Annotated in this window: 12 protein-coding genes; 5 read left to right on the top strand and 7 right to left on the bottom strand. The window is 63.3% G+C overall.

Going from position 1 to position 12917, the window contains the following annotated elements:
- Positions 1 to 135: 135 nt before the first annotated feature.
- A complete protein-coding gene (locus VKV28_04665) occupies positions 136 to 1380 on the bottom strand; it encodes an FAD-binding oxidoreductase (GenBank protein HLH76082.1) in 1245 nt (414 codons plus the stop codon).
- 109 nt (positions 1381 to 1489) lie between these two features.
- On the opposite strand from VKV28_04665, the gene VKV28_04660 reads away from it, so the two are divergent.
- On the top strand, positions 1490 to 1942 hold the full coding sequence (locus tag VKV28_04660) for a nuclear transport factor 2 family protein (GenBank protein HLH76081.1): 453 nt from the start codon (positions 1490 to 1492) through the stop codon (positions 1940 to 1942).
- Positions 1943 to 1956: 14 nt separating this feature from the next.
- On the opposite strand, the gene VKV28_04655 is transcribed toward VKV28_04660, so the two are convergent.
- Both VKV28_04655 and VKV28_04650 read right to left on the bottom strand, forming a co-directional pair.
- Positions 1957 to 3141: a cobalamin-independent methionine synthase II family protein gene (locus VKV28_04655; GenBank protein HLH76080.1), complete on the bottom strand. Its 1185-nt coding sequence runs from the start codon at positions 3139 to 3141 to the stop codon at positions 1957 to 1959.
- Between the two features lie 39 nt (positions 3142 to 3180).
- Positions 3181 to 4647 carry an FAD-linked oxidase C-terminal domain-containing protein gene (locus VKV28_04650; protein ID HLH76079.1) on the bottom strand — a complete coding sequence of 489 codons (1467 nt, stop codon included), beginning with the start codon at positions 4645 to 4647 and terminating at the stop codon, positions 3181 to 3183.
- 100 nt (positions 4648 to 4747) lie between these two features.
- Between VKV28_04650 and VKV28_04645 the strand changes: the two genes are divergently transcribed.
- Positions 4748 to 5935 (top strand): alanine--glyoxylate aminotransferase family protein, encoded by a 1188-nt coding sequence (locus VKV28_04645; protein ID HLH76078.1) that lies wholly within the window; start codon positions 4748 to 4750, stop codon positions 5933 to 5935.
- Positions 5936 to 5955: 20 nt separating this feature from the next.
- Here VKV28_04645 and VKV28_04640 read toward each other — a convergent pair whose 3' ends face one another.
- Positions 5956 to 6552 (bottom strand): YcbK family protein, encoded by a 597-nt coding sequence (locus tag VKV28_04640; GenBank protein ID HLH76077.1) that lies wholly within the window; start codon positions 6550 to 6552, stop codon positions 5956 to 5958.
- 230 nt (positions 6553 to 6782) lie between these two features.
- Between VKV28_04640 and VKV28_04635 the strand changes: the two genes are divergently transcribed.
- Both VKV28_04635 and VKV28_04630 read left to right on the top strand, forming a co-directional pair.
- Positions 6783 to 7067, top strand: a complete 285-nt coding sequence (locus tag VKV28_04635; protein HLH76076.1) for a PqqD family protein — start codon at positions 6783 to 6785, stop codon at positions 7065 to 7067.
- Positions 7068 to 7083: 16 nt separating this feature from the next.
- Entirely contained in the window at positions 7084 to 8046 is a 963-nt protein-coding gene (locus tag VKV28_04630) for a hypothetical protein (GenBank protein ID HLH76075.1), read from the top strand.
- A 570-nt stretch (positions 8047 to 8616) separates the two neighbouring features.
- Here VKV28_04630 and VKV28_04625 read toward each other — a convergent pair.
- Positions 8617 to 9846, bottom strand: a complete 1230-nt coding sequence (locus VKV28_04625; protein ID HLH76074.1) for a hypothetical protein — start codon at positions 9844 to 9846, stop codon at positions 8617 to 8619.
- A 58-nt stretch (positions 9847 to 9904) separates the two neighbouring features.
- Here VKV28_04625 and VKV28_04620 point away from each other — a divergent pair, with 58 nt between their 5' ends.
- The gene (locus VKV28_04620; protein ID HLH76073.1) at positions 9905 to 10087 is read left to right on the top strand and encodes a hypothetical protein; all 183 of its coding nucleotides are present in this window, start codon (positions 9905 to 9907) and stop codon (positions 10085 to 10087) included.
- 770 nt (positions 10088 to 10857) lie between these two features.
- On the opposite strand, the gene VKV28_04615 is transcribed toward VKV28_04620, so the two are convergent.
- The gene (locus tag VKV28_04615) at positions 10858 to 11784 is read right to left on the bottom strand and encodes an NAD-dependent epimerase/dehydratase family protein (GenBank protein ID HLH76072.1); all 927 of its coding nucleotides are present in this window, start codon (positions 11782 to 11784) and stop codon (positions 10858 to 10860) included.
- A gap of 80 nt (positions 11785 to 11864) precedes the next feature.
- Entirely contained in the window at positions 11865 to 12797 is a 933-nt protein-coding gene (locus VKV28_04610) for a metallophosphoesterase (GenBank protein ID HLH76071.1), read from the bottom strand.
- Positions 12798 to 12917: the final 120 nt, after the last annotated feature.

Below are 12917 nucleotides of genomic sequence, written 5' to 3'. Positions count from 1 at the left end.
GCCCGCGCGGTGAGTCCATCTCGGTACGCGTTAGCTGGTAAGTCGGGCAGGCTTCCAAACAAAAGCCGCAATGAACGCAATCCAGCAGCAGCTCCGCATCGATCGAGGTACCCTCGGTCATCTCCCTGGAAGCCACTACAGCCCCCCTACAAAGCAGCCTGGATTAAAGATCGCCGCGGGATCGAAGGCACGCTTGAGCCGAGCCATCAGAGCCATCGCGCCAGGCGCGGGCAGGTCGAAAAATGGCACTTGGGAGCGCAATTCCCGACTTATCTGCAGCACGCGCGCGTGGCCGCCGGCCTGCGCCACGCGGGCGCGCAATCGCGTCGCCGCGGCGATCGCGCTGGGGCCTTCGCCCACAAGCGCTACCTGCGCCACTCCGGAACCCAAATGCGCGCGAAACTCCACTCCATCGCTGTGCAAGCACTCGGGCAACAAACGGGGCGGCACGGCAACCAGCAGCTCGATCGATACCTTGGGCAGCGCCAAATTGACCAGCGCACGATAGAGGCGCGCGGCTTCATTGTCCTGCCAAATCCGCGCCTTGGGCGCCAGCTCGCGCACGCTTGCCAGCTGGGCATCTATTTCGGCGCCGTTACCACCCAGGCCGGCGATCAAGCCGTAGCCCTGACGCGGCGCTTCGGCCAATTCGGCGCGCGGGCTCAGCAGGTCCAGGTAGAGCAGAGGCAAGCGATCATGAAGGGCGAAGCCTAGCTCGCACAATTCTTGCGCGCCCGGGGCACTGAGCAATACCAGGGCCTGAGCGGCGGGCCGCGGCCGAATCTTCAAAGTAACCTCGCTGATTATTCCCAGGCTTCCGTAGGCTCCTACCATCAGCTTCATGATATCGTAACCGGCAACATTCTTGACCACCCGCCCGCCCGCCCGCACCAGCCGTCCGCCATGCCCCACGAACTCGATTCCCAAGACGTAATCGCGTGGCGTGCCGGCGGACAGCCGCAAGGGGCCGGTGCGCGCGGTTGCCAGGACGGCGCCCAAGGTAGTCTGGGCGGGCTGGGGCGGGTCCAGCGGCAGATATTGGCGGCGGGAGGCCAGTACTTCATCCAGCGCAGCCATCGTGATGCCAGGCTGCACCGTCACGGTCAGATCGTCGGGCTCGTAGGCCACCACCCGCGCCATCCGGCTGAGCGCGATTCCCACCGCCACCGGCGCCGCGCGCAGGCAGCCCAGCGTGCGACAGGCGCCCAGGGCCGCCACGCTGAGCCCGTGCTGCTGGCAGTATCCCACCAGCGCGGCCAATTCCTGTGCCCCGGCAGGCTCGGCCACCAACTGCGCCACCGCACCCTCGGCGCGACGCGGCTGGCGCAGCCAGGCGTGCTGGCGCAGCCCGGCCCAATGGTCGATACTTGCACTATTCACGATGCAATCTTTATCATCAAGCGCAGGCCTACGCGCGAGGGCGGCGCGTTGACTGGTTGGTGCGGCCCGCCCCAAGCTTCACGGGCGCGTGCCCGGCGAGGAGACCTGGATGGAAGGCGAAGAAGCAAGATTACTGCGCCAGTTACGCGATCGCGAGCAGATCCGCGAGCTGCTCTACCGCTATTGCTATGCCGTGGACGCCCGCGACGTAGCCATTTTGGGCGAACTTTTCGACGACGCCTGCACCCTGGAAATTCGCCATCCCGGCGAACAGACCCAGCGCTGCCAGGGACGCGGCGCGATCGTGGAGTACCATCGGCGCGCGCTCAACCGCGATTTCACCTTTTTGCGCCATACCAACAGCAACCACATCATCGAGATCAACGGCGACGAGGCAAGCTGCAAATGCTACTGGAGCGCGGCACTGGAGTTTGACGGTGGCTCGGTCACCCAGTCCGGCCGCTTCTTCGATCGCCTGCGCCGGGTCGCGGACAATTGGAAGATCACCGAGCGCATCACCTTGCTGGAGTACGCTGCGCCGCTCAAGCACGGCTGGGGCTGAGTCGCTCGGGGCAATCAGCTCCACAGCTTGTGCGAAGCTAGCCGCGCGCCTTCGGCCAGGGCCCTGAGCTTGGCCCACATTATCGTGCGATGGACGCGGCCGGCCAGCGGGCTTTGGGAAAAGCCACAATCGGTCCCTGCCATTAGATTTTCACCTCCCACGCATCCGGCGAAGCGAAGCAGACGCTCGGCCACCAGCTCGGGATGCTCCACGATGTTGGTGGAGTGGGTAACCACCCCCGGAATTATGTATTGGCCAGGTTGCAGCTTGACCGCTTTCCACACCTGCCATTCATGCTCGTGACGAGGATTGGCGGCCTCGAAGCTGAAGCCGCCGACCCTGACCTTGAGCACCAGATCTATAATCTCCTTGAGCGGAATATCGAACATGTGGGGTCCGTTCCAGCTTCCCCAACAGATGTGGTAGCGAGTGCGCTCCAGCGGCAACCCCTCCAGTGCGCGATTGAGCGCCGCGATGCGCATCTCGGCCCATTGGCGGTACTGGGCCAGGGTCATGGGGGGCACCAGCTTTTCGTACATGAAGGGCAAAAAGGCGTCATCTACTTGCAAATAAAGGCCGGCCTCGATGATCGCGCGATACTCCTGGCGCAAGGCTTCGGCTAGGGCAAACAGAAAGCTTTCTTCATCGCGATAGTATTCGACCTTGGCGTTGGGCATCGCACTGGCGGGCGCCACTACCGGCAGAAAACCGCGCGCATCAATTCCGCCCAGGCCAGCCTTAAGATTGGCGATATCACGCTGCAGCTCGGCCTGTCCTCGATAACTGAGCGGGCCGGTGACCACCGGTCGCACCGCGATCATGGTGTTGCGCAGCACTCGGCCGTCATATTCGTGGTAGAATTCGGGAAATGCTGCGCGGTCGCGTCCACCGATCACCGCGGCGGCTGGATCGCCCATCTCCTCGGGCGTGAGCGCACGCATTTCCAGACCGCCGAGCCGATGGTGCACATAAAAGGCCCAGTTGACCGTCTTGCCGTACTCACCGTCGCTGACGATCTCGACGCCCGCCTCGGCCTGCAGCCGAACCGCCTCGGCGATCGAGCTGCGCAAACACTCTTGATAGGCCGCCTCGTCATAAGCCTCGCCGCGGTCGATTTTCTCCAGGAACTCGATCAGCGCCGGGGGGCGGACCAGACTGCCGACGTGGGTGACGGTAATGTGCTGTAAGCTTTTTGCCATTGACCGCTCTGCTCTCCGTAAAGATCAATTTTGGCGAGGCTACAGCGCGGCCTGGCGATGCGGCCGCGCGACTTCCACGCAGGCGCCGGGCTGCGGCAGCACCTTACCTGGATTGGAGCGCTGCTGAGGATCGAACACCGCGCGCAACTCGGCCATCACGCGCAAGTCGTCGGGGCCGAACAAAAGCGGCATCTCGGCCAGCTTTTCCACTCCAATGCCGTGCTCGCCGGTCAAACTCCCGCCCATCGCCACGCAAGTCGCCAGGATTTCGCGCCCGGCTTCAATCACGGCGCGTACCTGCTCGGGCACGCGCTCGTCGTAAAAGAGGATCGGATGGAGGTTGCCGTCACCGGCATGAAAGACGTTGCCGATCTTGATCTGATAGCGCCGCGCGATCGCTGCGATCGCGCGCAGCGTCTCGGGCAGGCGGGTACGCGGTACCACCCCGTCCTGAGTCACGAAGTTGGGCGTCAGCCGGCCCACCGCGCCAAAAGCGCGCTTGCGCGCCTTCCACAGCAATTGCCGCTCGGCCTCGTCACGCGCCACCCGCACTTGCTCCGCGCCGTGGGCGCGCACCAACTCCACGGCCTGCCGCACGTATTCATCCAGGCCGGCGGCGAGGCCATCGAGTTCGACGATCAAGGCCGCCTGGACGTGGGACGGAAAGCCTATGTGAAAAGCCATCTCGACCGCATCCATGATCAGGCGATCCATCATCTCGACCGCGCCCGGCACCATCCCGGCCGCGATGATCGCGGAGACCGCGCTCGTGGCGGCGTCGACCGTGGGAAACAGCGCCAGCAAAGTGCGATACTGCTCGGGCGTGCGCACGATTTTCAGGGTGGCGCGAGTCACAATGCCAGCGGTGCCCTCGGCTCCGACCACCGCACCGGTCAAATCGTAGCCCAGCCGCTCCTCGCTGGGGCCGCCCAGCTCGACGATCTCGCCGTCGGGCAGCACCAGCTCCAGGCCTAAGACATGATTGGTGGTAACGCCGTATTTAAGCGTATGCGGTCCACCCGAATTTTCAGCAATATTACCGCCAATCGTACAAGCCGCCTGAGAAGAAGGGTCTGGCGCATAGAAGTAGCCTGCTTTTGCAATGGCCGTACTGACCTGCAGATTGACCACCCCGGGCTCAACTTCAACTCGGCGGTTGGCCAGATCGATGGCCAGGATGCGGTTCATCCGCGCGGTGCCGATCATCACCGGAGCCAGCCAGGGCAGACAGCCGCCCGACAGCCCGGTGCCAGCACCGCGAGGCACATAGGCCACGCCCTGGCGCCACAGCGCCTTGAGGATAGCGCTGACTTCGGCGGTGGTCCGCGGCAGCAACACGAGCGCGGGCGCGGCTTTCTCGATGGTCCAGCCGTCGCATTCGTAAACCTTGAGCTCGCCGGGATCGTCAAAAAAGCCGGCCGCGCCGACAATCGCGCGCAGTTCGGCGCGCAACTGCGCGCTCAACGCAGCGTCGGTGGAAGCCATCTTTTCCTGATGCATCGCCATTGCACTTAGGCTACCATCGGGCCGATCCAAATCGTTACACGGTTAACCTTTTAGATCAGGAGCCGCAAGAGCGAGCCGCAAACCGGCGCGAGGTGAATTTATGCCAACGCAGCAATTTCCCGAACTGAAGCCCAGCGCGCGCATCCTGCTCGGCCCCGGCCCCTCCAATGTTAATCCGCGCGTGCTGCGCGCGATGAGCGCGCCCATGATAGGCCATCTCGATCCCGAGTTCATCGCCTTGATGGAAGACACCAAGAAGCTGCTGCGCATGGTCTTTCGCACTGCCAACCCCATGACCCTGCCGCTCTCGGGCACCGGCTCCTCCGGGATGGAAGCGGCGATGGCCAATCTTATCGAGCCCGGCGACGAAGTCGTAGTCGGGGTCAACGGGGTGTTTGGCGGGCGGATGGTTGATTGCGCCCAACGCCTGGGGGCCAAGGTGCACCAAGCGCGGGCCGAATGGGGTCAGATCCTCACCACCGAGGCGATCGAAACGGCGCTGGCGGCCTGCGCCAAGCCCAAGCTGGTAGCCCTGGTCCACGCGGAGACCTCCACCGGGGCATGGCAGCCAATCGAAGAGATCTCGCGCCTGACGCATCGGCGCGGTGCCCTGCTGATGCTCGACGCGGTTACCTCGCTGGGTTGCATTCCAGTCAACGTGGACGAATGGCAGGTCGATATCTGCTTTAGCTGCACGCAAAAGGGGCTCAGCGCGCCACCGGGGCTGGCGCCTCTGACCGTGGGCGAGCGGGCGCTGGCCGTCATCGCGGAACGCAAGAGCAAATGCGCCTCCTGGTACCTGGATCTGGCGATGATCGCGCAATATTGGGGCCAGGAGCGAGTTTACCATCATACCGCTCCCATCAGCATGAATTACGCGCTGTATGAAGCGCTGCGAGTCGTGGCCGAAGAAGGCTTGGAGGCGCGCTTTAAGCGTCATGCCTTGCACGCCGCCGCCCTGCACGCGGGAGTGCGCGCGATGGGCTTGGAGCTGGCCGCCCAGGAGGGACATCGCCTGCCCCAATTAACCACCGTCAAGATCCCGGCGGGAGTTGACGAAGCCCGCGTGCGCGCAACGCTGCTGGCCGATTACAACATGGAGATCGGCGCCGGTCTGGGACCGTTGCGCGGCAAAATTTGGCGGATCGGCTTGATGGGCGAATCGGCCCAACGCAACCACGTAGTGGTTCTGCTCAGCGCGCTGGAGGCGCAATTGGCCGCGATGGGCGCTGAGGTAGCGCGCGGGCGCGCCCTGGCCGCCGCGGAAAAGGTTTACGCTCAGGGCTGAAACCCGTCCGCTCTTGACCCCTACCAGTAGCGCACCCGACCGACATCAACATGGACGAAGTCGGAAGCGGGATAGTATCCCACCCCGCCCAGCTTCAGGCTGGTGGCGGCGCGCCTGAGCTCGCTCAGCCCGCGACCCGGCACTCGGATGTCGATCGCTTGCCCTACCATGTGCAGACTGTGCACGGCTACCCCTTCGCTGCGCGCCGCCAGCATCGCATTGGTGGCCGGAGAGCGATAGCCCGAAATCACGGCGAAGGGTTGGCGGGTATCCAGACGCCGATTAAGCCCGTACAGCAGGTCGAGCAGGCGCGGATCGATAGGCTTGACCTGATTGGCCCGGAAGTCGCGCAAAATGTAGTTGATTTCTGCCAGCGCGGCTTTGATATAGCCGCCACGCTCGCAGTACACGGCGCTAAGGCGCTCGCCGGTATGCAGGTTGTAAAAGCGCAGCTCGCGGGTGCGCGGCAACGCGACCTGCAACGCCGCCAGCGCTCGTCCTTGCGGCATCAACGCCCATCCTGCCAGCGTACCCCCGATCGCCAGCAGCCGGCGGCGTGAGAGCTCGCTCGCCAGCGCGGTCCGCTTTCCTTCGTTGTGTCCGCTATCTGCTTCCATCGCCTACCCCCTCCGCATGCCTGCTGGGCTAACACCCCGCTTGGCCACCACTATTTTGCTGGCAAGCGCGGCCTGCGCAAGAGGCTGGCCGCAGGCGGCTGTCAGATATCGGCGACTGGGGAATTTCAACTCGGCGCCACCAACGATAGGCGGATTGAAAGTGCGCGCACTTGTGTTAGCCTCGCTACGCGGCCAAATTGCATCATATTTTAGCCCCCGGCGAGGCTTTTATGGCGGAGAGCGTACTGGCGGAAGAGCAGATCGTATGGCGCGATTTGGATGGCGAAGTAGTGATTCTCAACCTTGAGAGCGGGATCTATTTCGGCTTGGAAGGAAGCGGCAACGATATCTGGCGGCTGTTGGCGCAAGGCTGCTCGCGAACCCAGATCGTCGAACAACTGAGCGCGGATTACGAGGTCAGCCCGGAGCAGGCTCGGACCGACCTTGATCGCTTCCTGGCCGAGCTGTCGGCCAAGGGACTGGTCATTGCTGCACCGGTTACCTCCGACGATTAATCGGGAGGACAGAGGCGTGGCCACGATTCCCGCGCCTCCGCTCCGCGCCCGCGCCGTGCTCGCACAGGCACTGCGGCTTGACCGCGCCGATCTGCGCCGGCGCGCGGAGCAAGCTCGAAGCCCGCGCTTTTGGCGCTCGCTCTGCCCTTTCCTGTCGGTCAACGCCGATCCGAAAGCCCTCATCGAGACGGGCGGCTATTCCACCGCTTATCGCACTCGTCTACTGCGTCAATTCAATGCTCAAGGCCACTTCGTAGCCCGCCCGCTGCTGGCGAGCCAGGCTCTGGCCGCGATGCGCCGCGGCGTGGAGACGCTCAAGGCCGCCGAATGGCCACCGGTCTTCGCCTTCATGTACGACGAGTTCTGGGGCTTTTGGCAACTACCCTCGTTACGCGCCTTATTGGAGGAAAATTTGGGGCCCGGCTACCGGATGCATCCACATGTGTGGTGCTACTACGTCCATCCCAGACGCGGGGCCAAGGGCTGGCCGCCGCATGCCGACCGATATGGCGGGGTGGGAATGACGCTATGGGTGGCGCTAAACCCTGCCACCCTCGACAACGGATGCATCTACTTGGTGCCCAAGGATTTGCTTCCCAGCGATCTGGATATGAAGGGACTGTTCGATGCCGCCCAGCTTCCCGCGGTCGCGGCGCTCCATCTAATGCAGGCCGCACGTCCCCTGCCCGCGTGCGCCGGCGCAATTTTGGGCTGGGACTTCGGGGTTCTGCACTGGGGTGCGGCCAGCCACGGCGCGCGCGCCCCTCGTATCAGCTTTTCCGCCGAATTCGTCGGCCCCAAGGCCGCGCCGAGCGACTTCAGTATCCCGCTTCTCGAGCTCACCTATCGACTCCCTGATTTTCGCACTCGCCTGGCGATCGTCGCTCACAACCTGACTTACTTCGCGGCCAATGACCCTTGGACCTCGCCATACGCCGAGCTGGGCGGTTACCTGCAAGGGCAGCTTTCGAGCGGCTGAGCGTTGAGGGCGGATCGACGATCCCTGTCGGTTGTCTCCGCCAGCAACGTTGGACCTCTCACGTTTCAAGCTTGGCAGTAGCGGTCGTTTACCTCCAGCAACTTCATGACAAACCAAACCCCTCAGCGCTTCGTTGTTGGGAGAACTGCCGCTAGGTGCGGCGAAATACTGGGCCGCCGGAAGCAAGCCTCAGCGGGGGAATCCGCATCCCGGAGAAATTGCCTGCCGGCTACACGTCACCGGCTGGTCTCCGGCACAGACTCATGAAAGGAGGACTTGACCACTAGGGAAAGCAAGGCTCATGCCCGCGACCGGAGGGCTGGAGTGCCCGCCGCCAGCCCCTCATCGCCGAGCCCTCACGCAGGAACTGACGACTTACTATTGTGCACCGCAACTGGTACTGCTCGCACCGGCCCTTCGTGATCGGCGGCGGAAAGAGGCAGTACGGCCGCCCAGCCAAAGCCGTGCAGTCAGAGCACTCAGCTGTTACGCGCCTGCATACTGGGAGGGGTTGTAAGACAAGAAGGAGCCCGGCGCGCCGCGCCGGGCTCCTTTCGTGCTTTTGTGCGGCTAATCCTGCACGAAGGTGACGATCCCGCTGGGCAGCGGGTTAGACACCGAGTTAGGTCCGTTGCGATTTGCGGGATTGAGCAAATTCATTAGATCGATGACCGCCACGAAAGTCCGGCTGTTGTTGAAAATCACGCCCATCGGCCGGTTGGTGTTAGGGCTAATGTAGGTAGTCAGACCGTTGGGCTGCTTGGGCATCGTCCAGGCCGCTCCGCTCGGATCGTTCGGCATCGAGGCCACCACATAATCGGTCACCGCGGGGGTGCCGGTGCCCGAGCTGGAGGGCAGCACGATAGCGCCGAAGCCGCTGTTGCCCGATTGATCGTCGAGCAGCGCCAGATGCATCCCCGACACCACGCTGATACCGGTTATCCCGTTACCGAAGTTGGGATAAAGCGCCGACAGAGTCTGGATCTGCTTGCCGTTGGTATTCCAACTCCCGGTAGCCGAGCCGCCGCTGGCTGCGGTAAAGGTTGCCTGGGAAAGATCGAACAGCGCCAAGTCCACGATCGGTCCGCTTGTCGCGCTGTTACAAGCGGTAGGCTTGCGAAGGGTGACGACCGCGATCTGGGTCTGGGTATCGATCGCACCAGAATCCGGCAGGATATCGGCCGGCGTGGTCGCGTTGCAATTGCGGCCGTTGTTGTTGAAGAAGGTCTGATCGTTGGCCAGATCGTACACCGTGCCAGTGCCCGCGCTGCCATTGAGCTTGATGATCTGGAAATGGGGCGGCGTGCTGGCGAAGGCGGGCACGGAGTTCGGATTAACCGCGTAGTTGGGTGAAAGAATCCAGTGATTGACCGGATCGTAGCCGAAGTTGACGCTGACCGGCTCACCGTTGGTGAGAATCCAGGGTGATGTGGTCATGGTCGCCAGATTGTAGATCGCAAACCCGCCGGTGTTCGGATTGGCGCTAGGCGTGCCGGCCCCATTGCCTCCCGAGATGATGCCGATTCCAAGTCCCGGATCGATCATCGCACCGCATTCCACGCAATCGCCAGCGCTGTAATTGTTGCCAATTGCCTGGTTGTTGGGATTGTTGAGGGCTACCCCCGCGGTCGCCGCTCCGGGTGTGATTAAATAGATACCGTCGCTGCCTTGCTCCGAGCAGATAACGCTATTGTTTCCGCCCGCGCAGGAATTGGCCCGCCCCGAACTGCCCCCGGTAGTGGTGCTGATTGTCATCGGCGGGGGATTGTTGGCGCTGTTGATGCCGTTTGAGGTTTCCACCGTAACTGCTCTTACATTGGGCGTGGTAAGATCATCGCTACCCAGCGGAACATAGACGGTGACGGTCTTGCCTGAGATCAACACTCCCGGTGCGTTGGCCGAGGTCGATACTGAGGACGTCGCCACGCCGCTTGGGGTCGCGCTGGGCGTGACCGTGGCACGTGGCGATCCGGTGGGGCTGGGCGAAGCGATCGGCGAGCCTGAGGGCGTGGGCGAGGCACTGGGCGAGGGACTCATCTGATTGGAGGTGCTGCTCCCGGAGCTTCCACCACCGCTGCAAGCAGCTAGAAATACCATTAGACTCGCCAAGACCAGGACCAATCGATTTAATCGCATCTCTTCTCCTCCCAAAACGTGGAGACCGCTCCCGGCGAAGGCCAGGGTTGGTTGAAGGCTAAGGGAGGATCCTTCTCAGCGGCGGTAGTATTTCTACTTGCCTCATTGACCAAGCTGTGCGCCGGTAGAGGCCGACGGGCTGGTGTGTTGCGGGGTATTGACGGGACTCGGCACCGATCGCTCTGGCGAGCAACCCCAGCGTTCTCGTGCTGATCCGAGCGTTGCCTAGGAATGTTAATGCGCACAGCGCCTGGCGCTATGGCCGGGCTTAACTCACCTAGGAGGCTCTTAGCCGTTTGTCCATTTATCCCTGGCGTCACGCGGAGCGCATGTCTTGCCATGCCTTAGCAGCCCTTGCCCCGCCTGACTTCGGCTTGGCATGCCAGGCGGGCCAATGCAAAAAAATCATCTATGGGCGCAGCCTCGCCACACCCCGCGGTAGGATTGGCAAAGAGTAAAAATTGGGCGCTAGCGTGATCGGCGGCGCCATATCCGGCGCGGAGGCGAAAGCGCACGCCAGGAGTGCGGCTCTCGTCCCCATTGAGATCAGAACCGCTCTTGTTCCGCCCGCGGCTGCTGCGCTGCCGGTCGATCGAGCGATGAAGCCAAGCGTCCGCCTGCTAACCAGAGCCCCCGGCGCGCCGGGCCTGCGTGTGGCGCGGCTGGCGGCGCTGCTCAGGCCGCGGCTGGCGCGAGGTAAGAAAGCGCTTGACGCAGCGGGGTGAGCCGCACCCCCAGCGCAGCTACCAGGGGCTGCGTGTCACACAAATGGTCGGCGGTTAGGAAGGTCACCGCGTCGGCCGACAAGACCGGTCGCGGTAGCTTTTCGACCACCCGCCCCACCATCCGCAACAGCCCCTCGGGCACGTGAAACAGCGGGCGATGGTGGCCGGTGATATCCATTAGTAGTCGCATGAAGTCATCGAAGCTCATCGGCTGCGGTCCGCCGATTTCGAAGCATCGGTTGCGCGCCGCGGGGTTGGTCAAGGCCAGCGCCACGGCCGCCGCCACATCCTCGATCCAGACTGGCTGCACCCGCTGCAAGCCGGTGCCGGGAACCGCAAAGATTGGTGAATAGCGCAAAGCCTTGGCAAATAGATTGACGGTGCGATCCTCGCGTCCGAAGACCAACGATGGGCGAAAAATCGTGAACTCCAGGCCCGACTGGCCGATCGCGCGCTCGGCTTGTCCCTTGGCCCGGAAGCCGGGGTGGCTGCTGAGCGGGTCGGCGCTGGCACCGCTGATATAGATGAATCGACCAGTGCCGGCGGCCTTTGCACTCTCCAACAAGGCCAAAGTCCCTCCGTAATCGATTCGCTCGAAGGTCAGGCCGCGCGCTGCATCTTCCACCGGATAGCCGTCGAACTGGACCGCATTGATGACACAATCGACCCCCGCCATCGCAGCCGGTAGCGATTGCGGCTGAGTGACTTCGCCGGCAACGAACTCGATTGGGCTGTCGGGCAGGAGTTGGCGAGCTCTAGCTGGATTACGGCTCATTATGCGCACCCTCGGCTCGGCCAGCGCGGCCAGACGGCGCGCGATCGCGCGGCCGATAAAGCCGCTGCCACCGGCAATCAAGACCAGCTTGGCGTTCGCCATCGGAACCCTCCCTTCACGTGCTGATCAGAACTGCGCGGCCGCCCTCGGTTCGCGCCGAACGAACCGGCGTGGCTTGATGCTTAATGCGCTCGGTGCAGACGCGAGCGGCGCGGGCGGGTGGCCTTGGGCGTCACCGGCGCGGGAAATTGGCCGGTGAGATGGAAGCAGGAGACTTCGGGCCGGCAATTAATCCGCACTCGCAACCAAAAGGTGCCCAAGCCGCGGTTGGTATAGATATAGAAATCGCCGTAGCGGTTAAGCCCCGCATAGAAGCGCTTGCCTAAGCGCAAAATCGAGCGCAGCGGGCTGCCGTAATATGGTAGTCGCACGACTCCACCGTGGGTGTGCCCGCACAGCATCACGCCCGGGTGTAAGTGGCGCGTGTAGAGGGCCGTATCGGGATTGTGCGCCAGGACCAGGGTGCAGTCGCTGGGCGCTACCTCGCGAAAGGCACGCGCCGGGTCGGCATGACGGGTCCACAGGTCGTCGATACCTACCACGGTCAATGCGCTACCCTCGATCTCGAGCCGCCGGCTGCTGTTGCGCAGGACCTCAATGCCGGCCCCTGCCATCGCGCTGGCAATCGGCTCGAAGGAGGCCCAATGGTCGTGGTTGCCGGCGATGGCGAAGATTCCCACCAATGGCCGCAGCTTGCGCAATTCGCGGGCAAACCCGCCCAGGTAACGACGCATCGTCTCACGACCGGAGAAATAATCGCCGGTCAGAAAGACCAGCGCGGGTTTTTGACAGTTGATTAGCTCCACCGCGCGGCCCAGACGCTGCAGATCCTCATCGCGATCGACGTGGAAATCGCTGATCTGACAGGCGCTCAACCCCTCCAGCGCACTCGGCAGACCACGCACCGGCAGCGCCAAGCGCCGCAAGTCTATCTCATCTATCGCCCGTCGCCACAGTCCATGCAGCGGTCGCAGCGGTAATGGGGGCTTGTTGCGCCGCGGCCGAGCGCCGGGCGAATCGGAAGCTATTTCGATCCTGATGCCAGCTGTACCCATTCTGGCGCTTGTAATGGCCGCGGAGCTTTGGGGCCCTCTCCTAGCGCAATTGCTGTAGTCTAGCGCGTGCAGCGAATAAAAACTATTCGTCGTGTCCCTAGGGTAGCATCGCCGGCACAC

Source organism: Candidatus Binataceae bacterium (assembly GCA_035294265.1).
Taxonomy (GTDB): domain Bacteria; phylum Desulfobacterota; class Binatia; order Binatales; family Binataceae; genus DATGLK01.
Note: the sequence above shows the minus strand (reverse complement) of the source record. Positions and strands in the feature narration are given on the sequence as shown.